Below are 23,276 nucleotides of genomic sequence, written 5' to 3' on the forward strand. Positions count from 1 at the left end.
AAAGAAATGGACAAATTTTTCGGAAATCTGCACGCCGTGCTCGGCGCGGGTCTGGTGCTCGCGATCATCCTGATGCTGTGCCTCAATGGCCAGAATTTTGAGGACGGGGTCGCCGCGGGCAACGCGATCATGCGCTGGCTGCACACTTTCTTCGGCGTGCTGTGGATCGGCCTGCTTTATTATTTCAACTTCGTCCAGATTCCGACAATGCCGAAAATCCCGGCCGAACTGAAACCCGCCGTGGGCAAGCATATCGCGCCCGCCGCGCTGTTCTGGTTCCGCTGGGCCGCCGCTGCAACGGTGGTGCTGGGCCTCGCGATCGCCGGCCACGCCAAATATCTGGCACCCGCGCTGGGGCTTCAGGATCCGTACAAGCTGATCGGCGTCGGCATGTGGCTGGGCCTGATCATGGCGTTCAACGTCTGGTTCGTGATCTGGCCGAACCAGAAGAAGGCGCTGGGCATCGTCGAGGCCGACGATGCGACCAAGGCCAAGGCCGCAAAGACTGCGATGATCTTTTCGCGGACCAACACCTTGCTGTCGATCCCGATGCTCTATGCGATGGTGAATTTCAGCTGATCTGACGACAGCGTTTAAAAAGGGGCGCCTCGGGAAACCGGGGCGCCCTTTCCTTTTCCGTTTACTGCTCGGCCTTGTAGATCAGCCTTCGATCGCCGCCTTGTGCAGGCGGCCGTTCATCACATAATGGGCGACGCCCATCTGCATGCCCGCGGCCTGTGCGTCGTCGATATCGCGCACGCGCCGTGCCGGAGCCCCGGCCCATAGCTCGCGGTCCGGAATTTCCTTATTCTCGGTGAGCAGCGCGCCCGCGGCGAGCATCGCGTCGCTGCCGATGCGGCAGCCGTTCATCACCGTCGCCTTGAGGCCAACGAACGCCCTGTCCGCCAGCGTGCAGCCATGCACCATCGCCATATGGCCGATCAGCACATCCTCGCCGATGATCGTCGGAAACCCCTCGGGCCGGTGCGGCATCGGACCGTCGCAATGGACGACGCTGCCGTCCTGGATGTTCGAGCGCGCGCCGATGATGATGTGGCTGACGTCGGCGCGCAGCACGCAATTATACCAGATGCTGACATCGGCCCCGATCGTAACATTGCCGATGATCCGGCAGCCGGGCGCGATGAAGGCGCTGGGATGGATCACGGGCGTCTTGGCGTTCACGCTGATGATGCTGACGTCCTGATAAGTCATTCGTCGCGGCCTCCGATGATATTCTTCCAGATCAGGACCGGCAGCGTCGAGGCATAATCGTCGGTCCAGCGTTCGAAATTCTCCCGCGCCTCGAGCGGCACCCACGCGCCGTCCGCATAGGAGGCTTTGCGCGGGCGAATGCCGCCGGTCAATTTCTGCATCCGCCCCGGCGTCGCGGTCAGCGCAACCCAGTTCGATCCGGTCAGGTCGGCATATTCGTCGCCGATCGGCCCCGGGTCCATTCGGATTGCGCTCGTCCAGCCGCGCGCTTTCGCCTCCGCCGCCAGCACCGGCTCCAGATCGAAGAAACGGTTCGAGATATGGACGAGCAGGATCCCGTCGGGCTTGAGCGCGCGCGCGTAGATGCCGATCGCTTCCTTGGTCAGCAGGTGCAGCGGGATCGCATCGGACGAGAAGGCGTCGATGACGATGACGTCGAAATGGCCCGCGGGCTGACCCGCAAGCTGGAGCCGCGCGTCGCCGATGACGATCGACGTGTCCCCGGCGCAGTCGGAGAGGAAGGTGAATTTTTTGGGATCGCGCGCGATGTCGACCATCACTGGATCGATCTCGAAGATCGTCCAGCGCTGGCCAGGCCTCCGGTAACAGGCGAGCGTCCCCGCCCCCAGCCCGACGATGCCGATCGACGCGTTCTGCCCGGCGAGCGCGCTGGCCTTGTCGAGCGTCAGCCCGACGCCCGACTGATGGCCATAATAGGTCGTCGGGTCGCGTCGGTGCGCGGCGTCGGTCCGCTGGAGCCCGTGGAGCGTCGTGCCATGCGCCAGGCGGCGCTGGTTCGATGCGGGATAGTCGGTGACGGTGTAGACCCCGAAATAGCTGCGGACGCGCGCGCCGGTAAAGCTTTCCTGGATCGTGTCCCAGCCGCCGACGCCGATCATCAGCAATGCGAGCACCGGCACATAGGCCCAGCGCCAGCCGATGACGAGCATGCCGATGACGAAGATCGCGATGCCCCACGACGTCGTCGTGCTGTCGAGCCGACCGGTCCATTCGCCCACCATGTGCCAGGCGCCGAAGGCCGCGATCGCGACGAGCGCCGCGGCCACGACACGCGCGGTCTTCGCTTCGAGCCCCAGCCATCTGTCCCAAGGCAACAGTGCCGGGAGCGGCAACAGCATCGCGGCGGCAAGGATCAGCAGCGGATGCTCATACACCCAGTCGAAGATGAGCGGCGCGAACAGCGCGGCGAACAGCCCGCCGAGCACGCCGCCCGCCGACATGATGAGGTAGAAGAGCGTCAGATGCTGCGTCGCCGGGCGCAGATGATAGAGATAGCCGTGGAGCGCGGTCGCGATGATGAACAGCATTGCGAGGCTGGCGAGCGCAACCATCATCGACCCACCGCCCGAGCTCAGCAGCCCGAGCCCGCCGACCGCGAGCAGTATAACGGGCGCGATCAGCGTGATGATCTGCGTCGGCCGCTCCATCGTCGAAAAGGCAATGACGAAGCTGAGCAGATAGAGGCCGAGCGGCAGCACCCAGAGCAACGGCATCGCAACGATGTCGGTGGTGAGGTGCGTCGTCGTCGACAGCATGAGCCCCGACGGCACCGCCGCGATCAGCAGCCAGTGGAGTTGGCGGCGCAGCGTCGGGCGCGGTTCGTCGGTGGCGGCCGCATGGGCTTCGGCGCCGCCATGCCAGCGCGCCGCCGCAGCCCCGGCGACGAGCAGGACGAGCAGCGCATAGCCCGCGGTCCAGCCCCAGCTCTGCGCCGCGAGCGGCAGCGTCGGCTCGACGAGCGCCGGATAGCTGATGAGGCCCGCGAAGCTGCCAAGGTTCGACGCGGCGTAGAGATAATAGGGATCGCCCGCGCGCGCATCGGCGGCGAACCAGCGCTGCATCAGCGGCGCCTGCGCCGAAACGACGAAGAAGACGGGGCCGATCGAGGCGAGCAGCAGCAGGGGCACCCACAAAGCCTCCTGCCCCGGTCCAGGCGCCCCGATCTGCGCGATGCCGATCGGCAGCCACAGCGCCGCGACGAGAAACAGCGCGACGTGGATCGCCGCCTGCCGCCGCACGGTGAACCGGCCGAGCCAGTGCGCGTAGGCATAGCCGCCGAGCAGCAGCGCCTGATAGACGAGCATCGCGCTGTTCCACACCGCGGGGGCGCCGCCCAGCCTGGGCAGCACCATGCGCGCGACCATCGGCTGGACGAGAAAGAGCAGGAAGCTGCCGACGAGGATCGTCAGCACGAACAGCCAGCGACGCGGCGAAGACGTAGCGATCACGCCGTCACGCACCCAGCAGCCGGGCCGCGTGGAGTGCATGATAGCTGAGCACTCCAGACGCGCCGGCGCGGCGGAAGGCGAGCAGCGTTTCGAGGACGAGCGCATCGCGGTCGCCCGCACCCGCGGCGGCGGCAGCCTCGATCATCGCATATTCGCCCGACACCTGATACGCGTACACGGGCACGGCAAAATTGTCCTTCACCGCGCGGACGATGTCGAGATAGGGCAGCCCGGGTTTGACCATCACGCTGTCGGCGCCCTCGGCGAGGTCCTGTGCGACTTCGCGTAAGGCTTCCTCGCTGTTCGCCGGGTCCATCTGATAGGTTTTCTTGTCGCCCTTCAGCAGGCCGCGCGAGCCGACCGCGTCGCGGAACGGGCCGTAGAAGGCCGAGGCATATTTGGCGGCATAGCTCATGATCTGGACATGGCCGAAGCCCTCGCTTTCCAGAGCCTGCCGGATCGCGCCGATGCGGCCGTCCATCATGTCGCTGGGCGCGATGATGTCGGCGCCGGCGCGCGCCTGGTTGAGCGCCTGCCCGACGAGCACTTCGACCGTTTCGTCGTTGAGCACATAGCCCGCATCGTCGATCAGCCCGTCCTGCCCGTGGCTGGTGTAAGGATCGAGCGCGACGTCGGTGAGGATGCCGATATCGTCGCCGAGCGCCTGTTTGATCGCGGACGTCGCGCGGCACATGAGGTTATCGGGATTGAGCGCCTCGGCGCCATCCGCGCTGCGCCGGTCAGGCTGCGTGTAGGGGAAAAGCGCGAGGCACGGGATCCCCGCAGCGACCGCCTCTTTCGCGCGTTCGACCAGCCGATCGACCGACCAGCGCGACACGCCGGGCAGGCTCGAAATCGCTTCCTCGGTGCCCGATCCGTCGCAGACGAAGAGCGGCCAGATCAGGTTCGCGGGGGACAATTGGGTTTCGCGCACCATCGCGCGGCTCCAGCTGGTGCGGCGGGTACGGCGCAGGCGCAGGTCGGGAAAAGCGGCTTGGGTCATGCGGGGTGCATAGCCGGGTGCGGGCGCGGGGCAAATGGTTCTTCTAAAGCCCCTCCCCTTCAGGGGAGGGGTTGGGGTGGGGGCTCGCGGCCTCGCGCAAAGCCGATGGACCCCACCCGCTGCGACTAGGCAGCAAGTGCCAAGTCTCGCTGAAGGAGAGGGCGTGGTTTCTTTAAATCCCGCCCTCGGCGCGTTTCGAGGCGACGTCGGCGAGGCTGCCGAGCTTCGGCCCTTCGACCTGTTTGGGCGCAATCGGGGTCAGCGCGGCGCCGGGCGCGATCGACGTCAGCGAGCGGATGCGGGCACGGAAATCGGCGAGCGCCTTGCCCTCGAGCAGCGCGCGGGTGACGAAGGTCACCGAGGACGGGTTCACCGCGCGGCCGTTGCGATAAAGCTCGTAATGGAGGTGCGGGCCGGTCGAGAGGCCGGTCGAGCCGATATAGCCGATCACCTGCCCGCGATTGACGCGCTGGCCGGGGCGCACCGCGATCCGGCTCATATGCCCATAGCCGGTGCCGAGGCCATTGCCGTGATTGAGCTTCACATAATTGCCGAAGCCGCCGTGGCGCCCGGCGATCGTCACGACGCCGTCGGTCACCGCATAGATCGGCGCGCCATAGCCGCCGCCGAAATCCATGCCGCTGTGCATGCGCTTGTAGCCAAGGATCGGGTGGCGGCGCATGCCGAAGGTGGAGGTCACGCGGCCATTGGTGGGCCGCGCCATGCCGCCGCGTTGTTCGCCGACGCCCGACGCCTCGAACCACTGCACGCGGCCGTCGACATTCCATTCGAGCATCGAGAGTTTCGATTTCCCGCTGCGGATCAGCCCGGCATAGAGCAATTTTCCCGTCTCGCTCTCGCCTGTTTCGGCGCGGCGGTAATCGACGATGATGTCGAACTCGTCGCCCGCGCGAATATCGCTGCCGACCGAAAGCTGTTTGCCGACGACGCGCAGATACGACTGGATCGCCTGCGGCGGCGCCCCGGCGGCGCGCGCCGAGCGATAGAGGCTGTCGCCGACACGGCCACGAATGCGCAGCGGGGTCGCGTCGACCGCGATCGGGATACGCCGCATCACAAGCTGACCGCCGACACGTTCCATCTCAATGCGCAGGTCGAAGCGCGCGCGCATCGCGAGCGCGTCGACAGGGCGCGGCATGGTGCGCGCGGCGCGGCGGCCGAGGATCAGATCGATACGCGTACCCGGCGCGATATCGGCGAGCGGCACCGCGCCCGAAACCTGGCGTGCGAGCGCCTGCGCCTCGCTGCTACCGACGCCCGAACGTTCGAGCAGGCGCGCAAAGCTGTCGCCGCGGCCCAAGGTGGCGGTGAGTTCGATTTGCGGGCGTTCGGGGGTTTGCGTCAGCGGGCGGACCGCGTCGGTCGCCGCCATATGCCGTCCGGTGTCGCCGCCGAATGCGAGCGGAACGATCATCTGCGCGCGCGCCTCGTTGAAATCGGCGGCGTCGAGCGCGGGCGCTCCGCCGACCTGAAGCGGCTGGATACCCGGGAAGGTCGCGATCGCGGTTCCGCACAGCAAGGTTAACGTGGCAAGGCCGCGCCACCATTCGGACGAACCAATATTGTCGCCAAGGTCGGGAACAAGGTCGATCTGCGCCAGCCGGTCGCGCCAGCCGAGGTGTGGTTCGACATCGGAATCGGCGCGCCGCAGCGGGATCGCTTGCGACATCGTGAGGGCGGCGGCGTTGCCGGACATCCCCGCGATCGGTTCGTGACGCTGAAACAAATTGCAACCCCCGCTCGGCAAGCCTCCCTTATACCCGGCCGCCGAATGATGTTTTCGAGCCGTTGTCTGTAAAGAAAGGTCGTTAAAGTCAATTTAATGGCGGATTTGCCGCGGTGCGTTGCGGCAAGGCGTGGCGGGGTTGGGATATTATGCAACAGTGCAGGAAAAATCGGCCTCCACCCTGCGCTTCGACGATAGCCTGTTGCGCGGGAACCCTGCGCATGCCAGCTTGGCTTCCAAGAAAATGACCTCTTCCTCTTCCCAACCGGTCAAGGCTGTCCTTGGCCCCACCAACACCGGCAAAACCCATTTGGCGGTCGAGCGCCTGACCGCCCATTCGAGCGGCATGATCGGCTTTCCGCTACGCCTGCTGGCGCGCGAGGTTTACGACCGCGTCGTCGCGATCAAGGGCGCGCCGCAGGTCGGGCTGGTCACCGGCGAAGAGCGAATCATCCCGCCCGACGCGCGCTACCTGCTCGGCACGATGGAGGCGCTGCCGGTCGAGCGCGACGTCGCATTTGTCGGGATCGACGAGGCGCAGCTTGGCGCCGATCCCGAGCGCGGCCATGTCTTTACCGACCGGCTGCTGCGCGCGCGCGGGCGCGAGGAAACGATGATCCTTGGCTCGGCGAGCATCCGCGGGCTGGTCAAGGGATTGGTCCCCGAGGCCGAGATCATTACCCGGCCGCGCTTTTCGACCTTGAGTTACGCGGGATCGTCGAAGCTGTCGCGCCTGCCCAAACGCTCGGCGATCGTCGCCTTCTCGGCCGAGGAGGTCTATGCGATCGCCGAAATGCTGCGCCGCTTTTCGGGCGGCGCCGCGGTGGTGATGGGCGCATTGAGCCCCAAGACGCGCAATTCGCAGGTCGCCATGTTCGAGGCGGGCGAGGTCGACTATCTCGTTGCGACCGACGCGATCGGCATGGGGCTGAACCTCGACGTCCAGCATGTCGCCTTTGCAAGCCTCCAGAAATTCGATGGCCGCCGCCTGCGCCGCCTGACGATTTCGGAAATGGCGCAAATCGCAGGGCGCGCCGGGCGCCACCAGCAGGATGGCGGTTTCGGCACCGTCGGCCTGCCGCAGGGCGGCTTCACGCCCGAGGAAATCCATGCGATCGAGGGACATCATTTCCCACCAGTCGCCAACCTGTTCTGGCGCAACCCGACTCCCGGTTTCGGCTCGCTCGACCAGCTTTTGTCCGACCTTGCGCAGCCGCCAGACCAGCCGATGCTGCGCCCCGCGCCCGAAGCGGTCGATATCGCGGTGCTCAAGCATCTGGCGGGCGATATGGAGGTGCGCGCACGCGGCGGCGATTTCGACGCGGTCCAGCGATTGTGGGATGTCTGCGGCCTCCCCGACTTCGAACAGCTCGGCGCCGAACATCACAGCCGTACCATATTCAAGCTGTGGCAATGGCGCACGAGCGGCGACGGGATGATCGATCCCGACTGGTTCGCGCGCCGCCTCGCACGGCTGAACGATGTCGAGGGTGATATCGACCAACTCGCGAGCCGCATCGCCGCGGTCCGCACGCTTTGCTTCATCGCGCAACGCGGCGACTGGATCGCCGGCGCCGCGGGATGGACCGAGGCGACGCAGGCGCTCGAATCGCGCCTGTCCGACGCACTGCATTCGGCGCTGGCGCAGCGTTTCGTCGACCGGCGGCTCGCGTTGTTGCTCCGCGACGCGGGCCAGCGCAATGCCGCCTTGCCCGTCGCGGTCGGCGCCGACGGCACCGTCGCGGTCGACGGCGAGGCGATCGGCACGCTCAACGGATTCCAGTTCAAGGTCGATCCGGTCGCCAAGGCGAGCGACCACCGCATGCTGCTCGCGGCGGCCGAAAAACATCTGCGCGCCGAACTCGCGCGCCGTGCGACCGCGCTCGCCGAGGGCGACGATAGCGCCTTGTCGCTGATCGCCGAGCCGGGAACGGCGCCGCGGCTCGCCTGGCACGATCACGCCATCGCGACGCTCGCCCGCGGGCCGACGCTCGTCCAGCCGACGATCCAGATCGACCCGTCGCTGCGGCGGCTCGAATTGCATCAAGTGCAGGCGATTTCGGAGCGCCTTCAGCGATTTGTTACTGCCCAACTCGCGCGCCATGCCGGACCGCTCGCGGCGATGGGCGAGGCCGCGGGCGACCTCTTCACCCCACCGCGCGTGCGCGCGCTGCTCGCCGCGCTCACCGACAACAGCGGGATGATCGGCCGTGCGGCGGTCGAGGATCAACTCAATGCACTGACGCCCGAAGAACGGCCGCAGCTCCGCAAGCTCGGCTTCACCATCGGCTCGCTAGATATCTTCCATCCGCTGCTTCTCAAGCCCGAGGCCGTGCGCTGGCGTGCGGCGCTGATGGCCGCACAGCAGGGCGCGCCAGTGCCCACGCTGCCGCCCCACGGCGCGGTACTCCAGAAAACCGGCAGCCATGCCGGGTTGGTGATAGCAGGTTTCCGGCGCTGCGCATCGGGCTGGTTGCGTATCGACATGGCCGAAAAGCTCGCGCGACAGGCGCATGCCGCGCGGATGCAGGCGGCGGCACCGCCGACCGCGCCGCTGGCGGGTCGCGACGATCATCATGACGATCATCCGAACGACGAGCATGAGGGGGTCAGCGCCGCGCCCCCGCCCGGCTTTATCATCGACCCGGCGCTCGCGACCTCGCTCGGGCTCGACGAGGAAACGCGCCGCGCGCTGCTCGGCAGTTTCGGCTTCCGCAGTATCGGCGAACCCGATTTGCAACGCTGGCGCTGGTCGGGGCTGCGCAAGCCCGAAAAGCGCCCGCGCCGCAAACTGCATCCGCAGCGCAAAAACGCCGAGGCGCCGCCGCGCACGGCGAACGGCGATGCGCGGCGCCCACCCGCGCACCAGGCGAAGGGCAAACGCGGCAAACCGGACAAACCCCGCATCGACGCTCCGCGCCCACCGCGCCCCGATCGTCCGGACCGGCAGCCACGGCGCGGGCCGTCGCCCAACAGCCCCTTCGCGGGCCTTGCCGCACTCCTCGCGGACGCGCGCAAAGACTGATGGCGAGCCCCGGCGCCGCGGGAAGCATCCGGTTGGACAAGCTGCTGTGGTTCCTGCGCTTCGCCCGTTCGCGCAGCGTCGCGCAGGCGATGGTCGAGGCGGGGCATATCAGGCTCGACGGACGGCGGATCACGCGCTCTTCCTGCGCGGTGCACGTCGGGTCGACGCTGGTCCTGCCCGTCGGCGAGCACATCGAAGTGCTGCGCCTGCTGTCCTTGCCGCTCCGCCGCGGTCCCGCGCCCGAGGCGCAGGCGTGTTACAAGCGGCTCGATCCCGCGGTTTCGCCGCCGGCACCAACGGCTATCGACGCCGATGGAAATGCTTTGCACCGCAAAGGCCCCGACCATCCTAATCAATGAGAGTGATTCGCAACTGTCGCTTAGCGTTGACGCGCCGCCGTCACGCGGCATAGAGGCGAGCCCATATTGAGAGCCTGACGGCCCGATTGCCGTCATCTGAGGGAGCCGAAGCCCATGACCTATGTCGTCACCGATGCCTGCGTCCGGTGCAAATATATGGACTGTGTCGAGGTGTGCCCCGTCGACTGTTTCTATGAGGGCGAGAATATGCTCGTCATCAACCCGAACGAGTGCATCGACTGCGGCGTGTGCGAACCCGAATGCCCGGCCGAGGCGATCCTGCCCGACACCGAAAGCGGGCTCGAGAAGTGGCTCGAGGTGAACAGCAAGTTCAGCGCCGAATGGCCGAACATCACGGTCAAGAAGGAAACCCCCGCCGACGCCGACGAATATAAGGGCGTCGAGAACAAGTTTGAGACGCTCTTCTCGCCCGAACCCGGCGCGGGCGACTGACCCGAAATCAGACAATCGGAACGGGGCGGGACTTTCCCGCCCCTTCTTTTTGCCCCCTTGAAAGACCTCCGCTTGGCGACGATGTAGGACGGCGGAGGGGCAGCCCGCCGGTTCTCGGCGCGGCAACCCGGATAATGAAGGACGAATTCCCAATGATCGACCCGCTCGCCGCCCTTGTTCCCGTCGTCGTCGAGCAGACGAGCCGCGGCGAACGCAGCTTCGACATTTTTTCCCGCCTGCTGCGCGAACGGATCATCTTCGTCACCGGTGAGGTCGAGGACCAGATGGCCTCGCTGATTACCGCCCAGCTGTTGTTCCTCGAATCGGAGAATCCGAAAAAGGACATCTATATGTACATCAACTCGCCGGGCGGAGTCGTCACGGCGGGCATGGCGATCCACGACACGATGCAATATATTCGCCCGCGCGTCGGCACCGTGTGCATCGGCCAGGCTGCGTCGATGGGCAGCTTCCTGCTCGCCGCGGGCGAACCCGGCATGCGCGTCGCACTTTCGAACGCGCGCGTCATGATCCACCAGCCGTCGGGCGGCGCGCGCGGCATGGCGTCGGACATCGAAATCCAGGCGCGCGAAATCCTGCGCATCCGCAAGCGGATGAACGACCTCTATGTGAAATACACCGGCAAGCCGCTGAAAGAGATCGAAAAAGCGATGGACCGCGACACCTTCCTCGAAGCCGACGAAGCCAAGGCATTCGGCCTGGTTGACCAGGTGTTCGACCGCCGTCCGGGCCTGCCCGGCGACGACGCGCCGAAGGATATCAGCGAAGGCCCGACGCCCTGATCGTCAGGCCTCCACATCCGCGGTAACCGCGTTTGTTGACGCGCGCTTTGCGCCTTCGTGCTAAGCGGAACATTGAACCGATGTCACCCAATTGCCATATTGTAATTGGGTGACCGGGGGCTAGGATAAAGACGGCGGTGCCCTTTTGGCGCGGCCAGAGGAAGATATATGACGAAATTGAGCGGCTCGGACAGCAAGAGCACCCTCTACTGCTCCTTCTGCGGCAAGTCGCAGCACGAAGTCCGCAAGCTGATTGCCGGGCCCACCGTGTTCATCTGCGACGAATGCGTTGAACTGTGCAACGACATCATCCGCGAAGAGATCAAGGGCGGGATCGCCGCGCGCAAGGACGGCGCGGTGCCGACGCCGCTGGAAATCTGCCAGCATCTCGACGCCTATGTCATCGGCCAGAACACCGCCAAGCGCGTGCTGTCGGTCGCGGTGCACAATCACTACAAGCGTCTCGCGAACAGCGGCCGCGGCGACGACGTCGAACTGGCGAAGTCGAACATCCTGCTCGTCGGCCCGACCGGCAGCGGCAAGACCTTGCTCGCGCAGACGCTCGCGCGCTTCCTCGACGTGCCCTTCACCATGGCCGACGCGACGACGCTGACCGAGGCCGGCTATGTCGGCGAGGATGTCGAGAATATCATCCTCAAGCTGCTGCAATCGTCCGACTATAATGTCGAAAAGGCGCAGCGCGGCATCGTCTATATCGATGAAATCGACAAGATCAGCCGCAAGGCCGAGAATCCCTCGATCACCCGCGACGTGTCGGGCGAAGGCGTGCAGCAGGCTTTGCTCAAGCTGATGGAAGGCACGACCGCGAGCGTTCCGCCGCAGGGCGGGCGCAAGCATCCGCAGCAGGAATTCCTGCAGGTCGACACGACGAACATATTGTTCATCGCGGGCGGCGCGTTCAGCGGGCTCGAAAAGATCATTGGCGACCGCCTCCAGGGCAAGTCGATCGGTTTCGGCGCGCATGTCGCCGGCCCCGACGAACGCCGCATGGGCGAAGTGCTGAAGAATATCGAACCCGAGGATCTGCTGAAATTCGGCCTGATCCCCGAATTCGTCGGCCGCCTTCCCGTCATCGCGACGCTCGAGGATCTCGATATCGACGCGCTGGTCAAGATTCTGGGCGAGCCAAAGAACGCGCTGGTCAAACAATATCGCAAGCTGTTCGATCTGGAAGAGGTCGTGCTGACCTTCACCGACGACGCGCTGATCGCGGTCGCCAAAAAGGCGATCGAACGCAAGACCGGCGCGCGCGGGCTGCGCTCGATCGTCGAGGCGATCCTACTCGACACGATGTTCGACTTGCCCGACCTGACCGATGTGGTCGAGATCGTCGTCGACAAGGATGTCGTCGAGGGCCGCAAGGATCCGGTGCGCGTCTACGCCGACAAGGCGAAGGAAGCGGCAGGCGACGCCGCCTGAGTCGCATAGGGGCGCCCCGCGGGGCGCCCTTTTTATGTTGCAATGCAGCAACAGTTTCCGGAAAAAACGCATCCCCGCCTGTGGATAAAATCGGGCGCTTGACGGAAATTAGCGGTTTTTCGTCCCGCGCCTGATTGGCGCACCCCTCCCCACTTGCACTGTCACATTTGCTGTCACAATCGTGCCACATGCGGGCTTCAGGGGCGCTCGCAGGTTAAGCGCGCCCATCTTGCGCGCCCGCCGAATGCACCACCAAAGGGGACATCCTGTAATGAAATTCCGTCATACGCTCGCCGCCAGCGTTGCGCTGATTCCGGTCGCGCTGCTCTCCACGCCTGCCTTCGCCCAGTCGACGGGTTCGTCGGACTTCGACGATGAAATCGTCGTCACCGGTTCGGCCTCGCGCGATGTCGCCGGTATCCAGATCCCTGATTCGCCGAAGGCCAAGGTCGTCGTCGGCGCCGAACTGATCCAGCGCCAGCGCCCCGGTCAGTCGATCAACGAAATCATCAACCTCGTTCCCGGCGTCAGCTTCACCAACAACGATCCCTGGGGATCGAGCGGCGGCAGCTTTACCATTCGCGGTTTCGAATCGGATCGTATTTCGCAGACCTTCGACGGTATCCCGCTGAACGATTCGGGCAACTATGCGATCTACACCAACCAGCAGGTCGATCCCGAGCTGGTCGAAACGATCAACGTCAATCTGGGCTCGACCGACGTTGATAGCCCCACCGCTGCTGCGGTCGGCGGCACGGTCAACATCAACACCCTGACCCCGAGCGACGAGCTGGGCGCGATGATCAGCGCCTCCTACGGCAACATCATTGCCAAGGGTTCGGGCGACCGTCCCTATCATCGCGTTTTCGGCATGATCCAGACGGGCACTTTCACGCCCTGGGGCACCAAGGCCTGGTTCTCGGCCTCGACGACGAGCAACGTTGCGGCTTTTGCCAATTATGGCGACATCAAGAAGCAGCAGTATAACGGCAAAGTCTATCAGCCGATCGGCGACAATGGCGACTTTATCTCGATCGCCGGCCACTATAATGAAAATCGTAACAACTTCGGCGGCTCGCCGTTCCGCGCCAATGCCTTCACCGGCGAGAAGGACGGCCGTTTTTACGACATCAGCGGCGGCTATCCCTGCACGCTCAGCACAACGGGCACCCCGAACAGTTGCGGCACGGATTTCGAGCGCCGCTATAACCCCTCGAACACCGGCAACGTCCGCTGGCAGTCGCGCTTTACGCTGACCGACCGCCTGACCTTCTCGCTCGATGGCGCCTGGCAATATGTGAAGGCCAACGGCGGTGGTACGACCTCAGCCAATGAGGGCCTTTTCACGCGGAACGGCTTCTCCGGCACCGGAAACTATGGCGGGCAGTTCTACTTCGGGCGCGACCTGAATGGCGATGGCTTGACAACCGGCCGTGTAACCGTGCTCCAGCCGAGCCAGACGAATACCCGCCGCTGGGTCGCGATCGCCAACCTCGCCTATGAAATCAACGATTTCAACCGTGTTCGCCTGTCGTACAGCTTCGATCGCGCGCGGCATCGGCAGACGGGCGCGGCAGGCTTCCTGTTCCCCAACGGCGAGCCGACCGACGTTTTCGCAATCAACGATCCGATCCTCGATCCCGACGGCAATATTCTCCAAAAGCGTGACCGCCTGTCCTACGCGACGCTGCATCAGGTGGCTGGCGAATATCGCGGCGAGTTCCTTGACGAACGTCTCACGGTCCAGCTCGGCCTGACGGCGCCTTTCTTCAAGCGCGAACTTGACCAGCGCTGCTTCACCACCAGCACGGGCGGCTTTGTCGACTGCGTTCCGGAGGACCAGATGGCGGCCTATATGGCGGCCAACCCCTATTCGTTCGACCCCGATACGGGCCGCGCGACCGGATCGGCCATCCCTCAGAAGCGGACGCTGAACTATGACAAGCTGCTTCCGTCGGCCGGTCTGGCCTTCAAACTGACGCCCGCGTTCAGTGTCGCCACCAGCTACAAGAAGAATATCTCGGTTCCCGGCACCGACGCACTCTATAACGCCTTCTCGTTCCCGGACGGCAGCGCCGCTGCATACCGCGTGGCGGAAACGTCGGACAGCTTCGATGCCGGCGTCCGCTATACGACGTCGCAGGTTCAGGCGGCCCTGACCGGCTGGTACTCGAAGTACAAGAATCGCCTTGTCACTGCCTACGACATCGACGGCAACGGCACCGTCACCAACCTCGGCCCGGTCGAGAAATATGGCGTCGACGCGAGCATCGCCTATAAGCCGATCCAGCAGCTTTCGCTCTATGTCTTCGGTTCATACATCAAGTCGAAGATTCAGGACGATGCCGTAACCGGACGCTGCGCAATCGACAGCGACATCGAGCTGGCGGACCTCTGCTATGTGGATAATGGCGTTGCCTATCTTCGTACCAGCGGAAAGCGTGAACGCGGCGCACCCAAGTTCCTCTACGGCGGTCGCATCGAGGGCAATCTGGGTGACCTCACCCTCGGCGTCCAGGCGAAGCGCACCAGCTCGCGCTTCCTGAACGACATCAACGGCGTCATCCAGACCGCCGTTGACAGCGACGGCGACACCGTACTGATCGGCCCCGGCGCCAAGTTCAAGGGATACACGGTGGTCGATCTCGACATCCGCTATTCTCTGGCGAGCGCCGGACTCGAGCACAGCTATCTTCAGGTCAACATCAGCAACCTGTTCGACAAATTCTATGTCGGCTCGTTCAGCGGTGGCCTCGATACGCTCGCTAGCTCCAGCTCGGCGTTCGTGAACTTCGGTTCGCCGCGCGCGATCAGCGCATCGTTCATCGTCGGCTTCTAAGCCGCAGGGCGATCACGAAAAAGGGGCGCGGGAGGCAACTCCCGCGCCCCTTTTCTTTTGTCAGGTAGCGACTGGCGGCTGCCCTATCGGTCATCGTCATCCCGGACTCGATCCGGAATCCATCGCGGCGTTGAAGTCATGGACCCCGGATCAAGTCCGGCGTGACGAATGTCGGGATTCCACCCCGAAAACCGCCGCCGGGCCGCAGCTATGCGTCAGCCCGCAGCGATTCGCCGAGCGGTATCCTGCACCAGCGCGATCATGTTCGGGACGCCTTGCGTGCGGTTCGACGATAGCTGGCGCGTGAGGTCGAAGGGGGCGAGCGCCGCCGCGACGTCCATATCCGCGACTTCTACCGCGGACTTGTCCTGCACCGCGGCGAGCACGAGCGCGACGATGCCCTTGGTGATCGCGGCATTGCTGTCGGCGAGGAAATGGAGCCGGCCGTCTTCGCGCGGCACCGGATAGACCCAGACGCTCGCGCTGCAGCCGCGCACCAGCGTCGCATCGGTCTTGAGCGCGTCGGGCATCGGCTCGAGTTCACGGCCGAGTTCGATCAACAGGCGATAGCGATCGTCGCCATCGAGAAAATCATATTCTTCGAAGATATCGGTGAGGCTGCGCATGGCCGCGCCCACTCGCATAGATGGCGCCAAGTTGGAAGAGCCCCGAAACGACATCGGCCCGCTCCCCTGTCAGCCGCCGGACGGATGGCGACTGACAGCGGAGCGGGCCGGTGCCGCGCAGATCAGGGTTTGATTAGAGGTCCACCCCCGCCGCAATCGCTTCCAATTTGCGCAGCCGTTCCTTGAGGTCGGCGATCTCGATCCGCGAGCCCGCGTGCGGGACGTGCGGGTCGTGGGCCATGGCCCCATGCCCGGCAGCGAGTTCCTCGCGCTTCAGCTGGATCCAGTCGCGCCAGCCACGCAGCGCCACCAGGCTGACGATGCTCAGCGCGGTAAGCGCGATCGCCGCGGCGATGAAATCGGGGGTGATGAAAGCCATGAGCGTTGCTCCTTTGCCGGCGTTCAGATTTTGCTGCTGTCGCGCAGTTTCTCGATTTCCTGATCGAGCGTGACCGCGCGGTTATGGTCGGTGGCGATGCGTTCGAGCACCTGGATGCGATCCTTGAGTGCGCGGATTTCGGCTTGCAGCGCCTTGGTTTCACCATTGTCGGTGGCGACGAAATAGTCGCCGCCCTTGTGATCGCGGCGGATGCCGTGCTTGGCGCGGACAATGCTGCCGATGGTGACGATCAGGACGATGCCGATAACCATTTCAAACGGGCCCATGGGGAAGATCCTTTCCGTATATCTTTATTTTAGTTCAGCGGAGCGTCGCGCAGCTTTTCGATCTCGTCGGCGACATCAATTCCCTTGTCGGTAACGATGCGTTCGAGAACGCGGACGCGCGCCTCCAGCCGTTCGGTTTGCGCCGCATATTGCGCGGCCTTTTCGGCGGTTTCGTTCGTGATTGCCTTGAACTGCCGTTCCTTGAACTTGAGATGGCGTTCATAGGCGGCGTAGCCGATGCCGAGGGTAACCGGCAGCCCGACGACGATGATGAGAATGACGATGGCTTCCATATTCCGTCTCCTCAGTTCGACGGGCGCCGCAGCGCCTCGATCTCGTGGCTCAGCCGATGACCTTCGTCGGTGACGATGCGCTCGATCACCGCGAGCCGGTCCTTCACCGAACCGAGTTCGGCGCGCAGCTGGGCATTTTCCTGGCCGATCAGCTTGACGCGTTCCATCGCTTCATCGCTGGTCCTTGGATAGACCGCCTTACCCCAGCTGTTTTCGAGCGGATAACCGTTCTTGACGCGGAGCCATGTGGTAAAGATCCAGCCGCCGATCGCGAGCATCCCCAAAATGGTGGCGATCGGCGCGATGACTTTGATCAGATCCATATTGTCCATGATGATTCCTCTCAGCGCAGGCGGTCGATTTGGTCGGCGAGCTGCGCGGCCTGACCGTTGGTCTCGGTTGCGATGCGTTCGAGCACCGAAATCCGCTCTTCCAGCCGGCTGACCTGTCCCGCCAGCTTGGCGTTGTCGTCGGTCAGCAGGGCGATTTTTCGATCAGCGTCGGGGTCGGTTCGATGAACCGTGCCGCCCCATTCATTCTCAACGGGATAGCCGTGCTTGGCGCGGATCCAGGTGGTGAACATCCAGCCGCCGATCGACAGTGCGATGATGGCGAGGACAAAAGTGGTGCCACCGAAATTCATGTATCTTCCTCCCTGTTAGCCCCCAAAATCGTTGGGTGCCCGCTCAGCGCAGTGCGTCGATCTCGTCGGCAAGGCGGCGGTTGTGGCTGGTGTAATATTGCTCGATGTCGGCAAGCCGGCGGTCGATGTCGCGGAAGCGCGACTTGATATCGCGGGTCGAAGCGGTCGGGTTGCTGCGCACGCCCTGCCAGAATTTCGCTTCCTCATTCGAACCATAGAGCGCGAACGGCTTCGGCGTACCCATCCAGGCGACCATCCAATATGCGATTAACGTCCAGGGGAAGCCGCCCATCAGGGTCAGCAGCACCGCGCCGACGCGAACCCAGAGGACGTCAATCCCACTATAATCCGCGATTCCCGAACAGACACCGCTCCATTTGGCGTTCTGCTTGTCGAGGTAGAATTTTGTGCGGCTGGCAGACATCTCAGTTCCTCCGGTTTGTCATATTTTCGAGCTGCGCCAGTTCTTCATCGCTGCGTACCGCGGGGCGGAAGTCGGGATGGTCGGCGCTGATGATGCGTTCGACGGTGTGCAGGCGGTTTTCCAGGCGCCGTGCGGTATCGTAAAGCTCGTCGAGCAGCTGTTCGTCTTCTCCGGTCAGCGTCTTGGCCTGTTTCCACTTGGTAATATAGTGGAGGATCAGCCAGGGCAGACCGAGGAAGAGCGTTCCGATGACGATCGGGACAATGATGACTTCTTCCATCGGTCCGGCTCCTTATTTGTTGGCCTGAGCGGCTTTCAACGCGGCGAGCTCGTCGGCGACCTTGTCGGCGGCCTGCAGCTCGGCGATCTCTTCGTCGAGCGACTTTTTATAGCCGAGGCTTAGCGCATCGGCGCGGCCTTCGGCTTCGTCGACGCGGCGTTCGAGGATTTCGAAGCGCGAGAAGGCGTCTTCGACGCGGTCGCCATTGGTCATTTCGCGCAGTCGATACTTGTTCTCGGCGCTTTCGAGGCGGGTCGAGACGTTCGACTGGCGCGCACGCGCTTCGCTGAGCTTCTTCTGCAGCTTGGCGATGTCGTCCTCATAACCCTTCAGCGCGTCGTCGAGCACCGCAATTTCGGCTTTCAGGCGCTCGGCCATGTCGCCGGCCTTCTGCTTTTCGACGAGCGCGGCGGTGGCAAGGTCTTCGCGGTCCTTCGACAGCGCGAGTTCGGCCTTTTCCTTCCAGCTGTCCTGCAGGCTTTCGAGCTTGGCGATGTGGCGGCGCATTTCCTTCTGGTCCGCGATCGTGCGGGCGGCGGAGGCGCGGACTTCGACGAGCGTTTCGTTCATCTCGAAGATGATCTGGCGGATCATCTTTTCCGGGTCTTCGGCCCGGTCGAGCAGGTCGGTGACATTGGCGGCGATGATGTCGCGGGTTCGTGAAAAAATACCCATTTTGAAACTCCTGTCGAAAATCTTGAGACACAATGTCTTTTTTGGGGGGTGTCTTTTATAAAAAGCTGGTGCCGGGGCGGGGCAAGGGGGGAGAGTGCCCCGGCACCAGTGCCGGTCAGGCCAAAGCGCTGACCGCCGGGGACATGACAGCGGCAACCAGCGGGCCGGCGGGGGTGCCGGTGACACTGGCGGCAACCTGGGGTTGGTCGATCACGCCGACGAGGATGGCCAGCGCTCCGACCGCGCTGAGCGCGAAAGTGGCGGCCTGGGCAAACTTCGTTTTCATGGATCAACCTTCCCTTTGGTTTTCGCTGCGCCGGCACATTTTGCACCGGTTCGTCTGAAACAATGCATGGGGCGTGCCAATTGTCCGAAGGCGCAGAAAAGCGCCCAACTTCACACTGGAAGAGACCCCCCGCCCGAATTGGCTTGCCAATCAGCGGGAAAATTTGCCAATGATTGGGAATGGAACGCGAGACCCAATTTATAGGCCAATCGGCGGCGTTTCAGGACGCGGTGGAGCGCGCGAGCCTGGCGGCGTCGCTCGACCGCCCGGTGCTGGTGATCGGCGAGCGCGGGACGGGCAAGGAATTGATCGCCGAACGCCTCCACCGCCTGTCGACGCGCTGGGACCGCCCCTATGTGATCATGAACTGCGCCGCGATGCCCGAGACGCTGATCGAGAGCGAGCTATTCGGGCACGAGGCGGGCGCCTTCACCGGCGCGACGCGCACGCGCGCGGGGCGGTTCGAGGAGGCCGACGGCGGCACCTTGTTCCTCGACGAACTGGCGACGATGTCGATGGGCGCGCAGGAACGCCTGCTACGCGCGGTCGAATATGGCGAGGTGACGCGCGTCGGCTCGTCGCGCCCGATCCGAGTCGACGTGCGCATTGTCGCAGCGACGAACGAACATCTGCCCGCGCTGGTCGAGGAGAACCGCTTTCGCGCCGACTTGCTCGACCGCCTGTCGTTCGAGGTCATCACCCTGCCCCCGCTGCGCGCGCGCGAAGGCGACATCGAGGTGCTGGCCGAATATTTCGGACAGCGCATGGCGGCGGTGCTCGGCTGGGACGAATGGCCGGGCTTCGGCCCGCGCGCGCTTGCGGCGATGGAGGGACATGACTGGCCGGGCAATGTCCGCGAGCTGCGCAATGTGATCGAGCGCGCCATCTATCGATGGGCCGACCCCGAAAAACCGGTCGATGCCGTGAGTTTCGATCCGTTCGCGAGCCCGTGGCAGCCGGTGTCGCGCAAAGCGCCGCCCAAGCCCGACACATCCACGCCGGCTCCCGCGAACGACGCAGCACAAGTCGCGCCCGCCGCGCCTCCCTCAGGCCCGGTCAGCGATATGCGCGCCGCGGTCGACGCCTATGAACGGCAGATATTGTCCGACACGATGGCGCGCTGCCGCTTCAACCAGAAGGTCGCGGCCGAGGCGTTAGGGCTGAGCTATGACCAGATTCGCCACGCGCTGAAGAAGCACGGGCTGAATCAGTAAGGGCGATCGAGCCTTACTACCCCGGCAACTGGGCGCTCAACGCCTCGATCACCGCATCCTGCGTCGACACCAAGTCGGCGAGGCGGTCGCGCAGCGCATAGATGTCGGGCAGGCCGTCGACCTGCTCGTCGACGCTGCGTTCGATATAGAGCCGGTCGATATCGGCGAGCGCCCCGGTTACGGGCGCGCGCGCCGCGGTCAGCCGCGAGATCGCCTGCTGCGCCACGACCCAGCGCTCGCTGGCGACGGGCGCGCCCGCCGCAGCCGAGACGAGCGACGCGGTGACACTGCGTTCGGCGGCAAAGGCTTGCTGGCCCGCAGCGCCATCCGATTCCCAGCGCGCGAGCCGGCCGGCAAGGTCGGTCGGCAGCGGCCCCGGCGGCGCGACGACCGGCGCGGGCGGCGCAACATCGAATCGCCCCTCGACCGGGCGTTTCGCCAGCGAGGGTCCGTCATTGGCCTGCGTCCCGGCGCAGGCCGGCAGCGGCAGGAGCAGCGGGGCAAAAAGAAGGGCGCGCTTCATCGCTGCCCCTGATATGGGCGCACCGACGGCGCAGCAAGCACCGAATCGGCGGCGCGGGCGATAATCGACCCCGCCCCGTGCTTTTGGACAAAAAGCGCGGGATTTGGCGGTTGACAGCGACGACTTGGCTCGCTAGTGGCGCTGACTTTCCCGCATGCCGGAAAATCGCCTGCTTTGGCGGGTGACTGGCAGCGTGGGTGTTTTAGTTTCTGATTGGATGGAAGACCATGTTCGCAATCGTGCGCACGGGCGGCAAGCAGTATCGCGTCGCCGCTGGAGACAAGATCGCCGTTGAAAAGATCGACGGCGAAGCTGGCGACACCGTGTCGCTGGGCGACATCCTGCTGGCCGGTGACGGCGGCGAAGTGAAGAGCGCCGACGGCCTCGTCGTTTCGGCCGAGATCATCGCCCAGACGCGCGGCGAAAAGGTCATCGTCTTCAAGAAGCGCCGCCGGCATAACTATCGCCGTCGCAACGGCCACCGCCAGTCGCTGACGCTGCTGCGTATCCTCGCGGTCGGCGATGCCAAGAAGGCCGCGCCGAAGAAGGAAGCTGCTCCGAAGGCAGAGGCTGCTCCGGCTGCCGAAGCCAAGGCCGCTGCACCCGCCAAGGAAGCCGCCCCCAAGAAGGCTGCTGCTCCGAAGGCCGAAGCCCCCAAGGCCGAAACCGCCGAAGCGCCCGCAAAGAAGCCCGCTGCAAAGAAGGCAGCCCCCAAGAAGGAAGCCTGAGCGCGGCAACGCGGCTCGGCCTCTCGAACGAACGAATTAAGGAGCATCAGTCATGGCACATAAGAAAGCAGGCGGTTCTTCGCGCAACGGTCGCGACTCAGCCGGCCGCCGCCTTGGCGTGAAGAAGTTCGGCGGTCAGGAAGTGATCGGCGGCAACATTATCGTGCGTCAGCGCGGCACCAAGGTTTACCCGGGTGTCAACGTTGGCATGGGCAAGGACCACACGCTGTTCGCAACCGCCGAAGGCCATGTCCGATTCCACGATGGCAAGCTTGGCCGCAAATATGTGTCGGTCGACGCCATGGCGGAAGCCGCAGAATAAGGACGATCTTCCAGGGTCGTCCACAGGGATGACCCGGAACGGTCCTTTCCGCTAGCCAAGCGGAAACAAAGTTCGAAAAGAGGGAGACGGGTCACCCCCGATCTCCCTTTTTTCTTGTCCAAAATCCGTCACTTGTGACGAACGGGCGCGAAAACGGGGCCGTCCATCTCCCTCCATATCGAATGTCGTCAAAGCGTCACCATCTGGCGCCAAGGCGACAGGCACTGGGAGTTAGAAGACATGTTCGCGCGTACCGAAAGACTGTTGCTGCGGCCCGGCTGGCAGGAAGACGCCCCGGCGCTAGCCCGGGCGATCGGCGAGGAGGCGGTTGTCCGCAATCTCGCGACTGCGCCCTGGCCCTATGGCGAAGAGGAAGCGCAGAAGTTCCTGAGCCTGCCGGTCAATCCCGACCAGCCCCGGTTCCTGATCTTCGCCCGCACCGGCGGCGCGCCGCGCCTTGTCGGCGGCTGCGGCATTTCGCCGAGCCCCGAAGACGGTCTGGAAATGGGTTACTGGATCGCGCGGCCCTATTGGGGCCTCGGCTTCGCTACCGAAGCCGGGCGGCAGCTCCTTCATATCGCGCGCGCGATGAACCTGCCGAAGCTGTCGGCGGGCCACTTCCTCGACAATCCGGCGTCGGGCGCGGTGCTGCGCAAGCTCGGGTTCAAGCCGACCGGCAAGATCGCGCAGCGTTACAGCCTCGCGCGTGGCGGCGAAGCGGCGTGCGCGCTGTTCGAAGAAGGCGACGCCACGGACAGCACCGTCACCCCGATGCGAAGCCGCATCGGGGTGGACGAGGATTTCCGCGAGGAATTGCGCCTGATCGCGGCTTGACCTTCCCCTCCCGCTTTCGGGAGGGGAATTAGGTCACCCCCGCATCTTGTTCACCATGCCCATGATGTCGTCGAGCGGATTACCGTCGCCGTCCATGTCGAGCATCTTGCCGAGGCCGCCCAAACCGCCGACCCCGCCAGCCGAAGGCGCCGCGCCGCCGCCCATCGCGCCGCCGAGCACATTGCCGAGCATGCCGCCCAAACCGCCGCTCTCGCCCGGCTGCCCACCCTGTTTTGCCATATAGCCCGCGACCATCATCGCGAGGATCGGCAGCATCTGTTTGAGGATGCCCGAATCGAGTCCGGTCTGCGCCGCGGCCTGCCCCGCGACGGTGCGGCTGACATCCTTTGACCCGAAAATCTGGCCGAGCACGTCATTACCCTGGCTCACTGGCGTGGGCTGCGATCCGAGCACCGAGTCGAGCAGGCCGCCGCCGCCCAGTTGGCCGAGCAGCCCACCCAACCCCTCGACTCCGCCGCCCGATTGGGCCTGTTTCTTGAACCCGCCGAGGATCGCGGGAAGCAGCGCGTCGGCGCCTTGCTTGGCCATAGCGGGCGGGATGCCCAGCTCTTTGGCCATCGATTCGATGCCGCCGGCCTGCGCCAATATGTCGGTGAGATTCATGTCGT

General features: G+C 64.6%; 27 protein-coding genes. 11 read left to right on the forward strand and 16 right to left on the reverse strand.

Features of this window, described 5'->3' with window-relative positions; translation table 11 throughout:
- Window positions 1–6: 6 nt before the first annotated feature.
- Window positions 7–579: a urate hydroxylase PuuD gene (locus SKP52_RS18015; RefSeq protein WP_039577062.1), complete on the forward strand. Its 573-nt coding sequence runs from the start codon at window positions 7–9 to the stop codon at window positions 577–579.
- Between the two features lie 81 nt (window positions 580–660).
- Here SKP52_RS18015 and SKP52_RS18020 read toward each other — a convergent pair whose 3' ends face one another.
- From SKP52_RS18020 to SKP52_RS18035, 4 genes are all read right to left on the reverse strand, one after another.
- Window positions 661–1,215: a gamma carbonic anhydrase family protein gene (locus tag SKP52_RS18020; RefSeq protein ID WP_039577065.1), complete on the reverse strand. Its 555-nt coding sequence runs from the start codon at window positions 1,213–1,215 to the stop codon at window positions 661–663.
- Window positions 1,212–3,503, reverse strand: a complete 2,292-nt coding sequence (locus tag SKP52_RS18025) for a spermidine synthase (RefSeq protein WP_167702735.1) — start codon at window positions 3,501–3,503, stop codon at window positions 1,212–1,214. The genes SKP52_RS18020 and SKP52_RS18025 overlap by 4 nt, the downstream gene beginning before the upstream one ends.
- Window positions 3,469–4,467, reverse strand: a complete 999-nt coding sequence (gene hemB, locus SKP52_RS18030) for a porphobilinogen synthase (protein WP_039577067.1) — start codon at window positions 4,465–4,467, stop codon at window positions 3,469–3,471. The genes SKP52_RS18025 and hemB overlap by 35 nt, the downstream gene beginning before the upstream one ends.
- A gap of 172 nt (window positions 4,468–4,639) precedes the next feature.
- Window positions 4,640–6,184, reverse strand: a complete 1,545-nt coding sequence (locus tag SKP52_RS18035) for a M23 family metallopeptidase (protein ID WP_052208506.1) — start codon at window positions 6,182–6,184, stop codon at window positions 4,640–4,642.
- Window positions 6,185–6,458: 274 nt separating this feature from the next.
- Here SKP52_RS18035 and SKP52_RS18040 point away from each other — a divergent pair, with 274 nt between their 5' ends.
- The 6 genes from SKP52_RS18040 to SKP52_RS18065 all read left to right on the forward strand — a co-directional run bounded on the left by SKP52_RS18040 (window position 6,459) and on the right by SKP52_RS18065 (window position 15,133).
- On the forward strand, window positions 6,459–9,239 hold the full coding sequence (locus SKP52_RS18040; RefSeq protein WP_039581593.1) for a helicase-related protein: 2,781 nt from the start codon (window positions 6,459–6,461) through the stop codon (window positions 9,237–9,239).
- Window positions 9,239–9,598, forward strand: a complete 360-nt coding sequence (locus tag SKP52_RS18045; protein ID WP_039577070.1) for a S4 domain-containing protein — start codon at window positions 9,239–9,241, stop codon at window positions 9,596–9,598. The genes SKP52_RS18040 and SKP52_RS18045 overlap by 1 nt, the downstream gene beginning before the upstream one ends.
- Before the next feature lie 114 nt (window positions 9,599–9,712).
- Entirely contained in the window at window positions 9,713–10,051 is a 339-nt protein-coding gene (fdxA, locus tag SKP52_RS18050; RefSeq protein WP_039577073.1) for a ferredoxin FdxA, read from the forward strand.
- Between the two features lie 152 nt (window positions 10,052–10,203).
- Window positions 10,204–10,854: an ATP-dependent Clp endopeptidase proteolytic subunit ClpP gene (gene clpP, locus SKP52_RS18055; RefSeq protein WP_052208507.1), complete on the forward strand. Its 651-nt coding sequence runs from the start codon at window positions 10,204–10,206 to the stop codon at window positions 10,852–10,854.
- Between the two features lie 168 nt (window positions 10,855–11,022).
- The gene (gene clpX, locus SKP52_RS18060; protein WP_037513618.1) at window positions 11,023–12,294 is read left to right on the forward strand and encodes an ATP-dependent Clp protease ATP-binding subunit ClpX; all 1,272 of its coding nucleotides are present in this window, start codon (window positions 11,023–11,025) and stop codon (window positions 12,292–12,294) included.
- A 271-nt stretch (window positions 12,295–12,565) separates the two neighbouring features.
- Window positions 12,566–15,133: a TonB-dependent receptor gene (locus tag SKP52_RS18065; protein ID WP_039577083.1), complete on the forward strand. Its 2,568-nt coding sequence runs from the start codon at window positions 12,566–12,568 to the stop codon at window positions 15,131–15,133.
- Between the two features lie 215 nt (window positions 15,134–15,348).
- Here the strand turns inward: SKP52_RS18065 and SKP52_RS18070 are convergent, their stop codons facing one another.
- From SKP52_RS18070 to SKP52_RS26555, 10 genes are all read right to left on the reverse strand, one after another.
- Window positions 15,349–15,759 (reverse strand): SufE family protein, encoded by a 411-nt coding sequence (locus tag SKP52_RS18070; protein WP_039581595.1) that lies wholly within the window; start codon window positions 15,757–15,759, stop codon window positions 15,349–15,351.
- A 133-nt stretch (window positions 15,760–15,892) separates the two neighbouring features.
- Window positions 15,893–16,138, reverse strand: a complete 246-nt coding sequence (locus SKP52_RS18075) for a hypothetical protein (protein ID WP_052208509.1) — start codon at window positions 16,136–16,138, stop codon at window positions 15,893–15,895.
- 23 nt (window positions 16,139–16,161) lie between these two features.
- A complete protein-coding gene (locus SKP52_RS18080; protein ID WP_039577086.1) occupies window positions 16,162–16,425 on the reverse strand; it encodes a hypothetical protein in 264 nt (87 codons plus the stop codon).
- A gap of 29 nt (window positions 16,426–16,454) precedes the next feature.
- Complete coding sequence (locus tag SKP52_RS18085; protein WP_039577096.1) at window positions 16,455–16,718, reverse strand: hypothetical protein; 264 nt, start codon at window positions 16,716–16,718, stop codon at window positions 16,455–16,457.
- 11 nt (window positions 16,719–16,729) lie between these two features.
- A complete protein-coding gene (locus SKP52_RS18090; RefSeq protein WP_081997429.1) occupies window positions 16,730–17,050 on the reverse strand; it encodes a hypothetical protein in 321 nt (106 codons plus the stop codon).
- Between the two features lie 11 nt (window positions 17,051–17,061).
- Complete coding sequence (locus SKP52_RS18095; protein WP_039577098.1) at window positions 17,062–17,361, reverse strand: hypothetical protein; 300 nt, start codon at window positions 17,359–17,361, stop codon at window positions 17,062–17,064.
- A gap of 43 nt (window positions 17,362–17,404) precedes the next feature.
- Complete coding sequence (pspC, locus tag SKP52_RS18100; RefSeq protein WP_039577100.1) at window positions 17,405–17,785, reverse strand: envelope stress response membrane protein PspC; 381 nt, start codon at window positions 17,783–17,785, stop codon at window positions 17,405–17,407.
- Window position 17,786: 1 nt separating this feature from the next.
- On the reverse strand, window positions 17,787–18,065 hold the full coding sequence (pspB, locus tag SKP52_RS18105; protein WP_037554911.1) for an envelope stress response membrane protein PspB: 279 nt from the start codon (window positions 18,063–18,065) through the stop codon (window positions 17,787–17,789).
- 12 nt (window positions 18,066–18,077) lie between these two features.
- Window positions 18,078–18,740: a phage shock protein PspA gene (gene pspA, locus SKP52_RS18110; protein WP_039577104.1), complete on the reverse strand. Its 663-nt coding sequence runs from the start codon at window positions 18,738–18,740 to the stop codon at window positions 18,078–18,080.
- A 115-nt stretch (window positions 18,741–18,855) separates the two neighbouring features.
- Window positions 18,856–19,026 carry a hypothetical protein gene (locus SKP52_RS26555; RefSeq protein WP_160292440.1) on the reverse strand — a complete coding sequence of 57 codons (171 nt, stop codon included), beginning with the start codon at window positions 19,024–19,026 and terminating at the stop codon, window positions 18,856–18,858.
- A gap of 179 nt (window positions 19,027–19,205) precedes the next feature.
- On the opposite strand from SKP52_RS26555, the gene pspF reads away from it, so the two are divergent.
- Entirely contained in the window at window positions 19,206–20,240 is a 1,035-nt protein-coding gene (gene pspF, locus SKP52_RS18115) for a phage shock protein operon transcriptional activator (protein WP_039577106.1), read from the forward strand.
- Window positions 20,241–20,256: 16 nt separating this feature from the next.
- Here pspF and SKP52_RS18120 read toward each other — a convergent pair whose 3' ends face one another.
- Window positions 20,257–20,763: a hypothetical protein gene (locus SKP52_RS18120; protein ID WP_039577108.1), complete on the reverse strand. Its 507-nt coding sequence runs from the start codon at window positions 20,761–20,763 to the stop codon at window positions 20,257–20,259.
- 227 nt (window positions 20,764–20,990) lie between these two features.
- On the opposite strand from SKP52_RS18120, the gene rplU reads away from it, so the two are divergent.
- The 3 genes from rplU to SKP52_RS18135 all read left to right on the forward strand — a co-directional run bounded on the left by rplU (window position 20,991) and on the right by SKP52_RS18135 (window position 22,647).
- The gene (gene rplU / locus SKP52_RS18125; protein WP_039577110.1) at window positions 20,991–21,491 is read left to right on the forward strand and encodes a 50S ribosomal protein L21; all 501 of its coding nucleotides are present in this window, start codon (window positions 20,991–20,993) and stop codon (window positions 21,489–21,491) included.
- Window positions 21,492–21,543: 52 nt separating this feature from the next.
- Complete coding sequence (rpmA, locus tag SKP52_RS18130; protein WP_039577112.1) at window positions 21,544–21,813, forward strand: 50S ribosomal protein L27; 270 nt, start codon at window positions 21,544–21,546, stop codon at window positions 21,811–21,813.
- 240 nt (window positions 21,814–22,053) lie between these two features.
- Complete coding sequence (locus SKP52_RS18135) at window positions 22,054–22,647, forward strand: GNAT family N-acetyltransferase (protein ID WP_039577114.1); 594 nt, start codon at window positions 22,054–22,056, stop codon at window positions 22,645–22,647.
- 33 nt (window positions 22,648–22,680) lie between these two features.
- Here the strand turns inward: SKP52_RS18135 and SKP52_RS18140 are convergent, their stop codons facing one another.
- Window positions 22,681–23,271, reverse strand: a complete 591-nt coding sequence (locus tag SKP52_RS18140; protein WP_039577116.1) for a DUF937 domain-containing protein — start codon at window positions 23,269–23,271, stop codon at window positions 22,681–22,683.
- Window positions 23,272–23,276 lie beyond the last annotated feature (5 nt).

The organism is Sphingopyxis fribergensis (assembly GCF_000803645.1).
In the GTDB taxonomy this organism is placed as follows: domain Bacteria; phylum Pseudomonadota; class Alphaproteobacteria; order Sphingomonadales; family Sphingomonadaceae; genus Sphingopyxis; species Sphingopyxis fribergensis.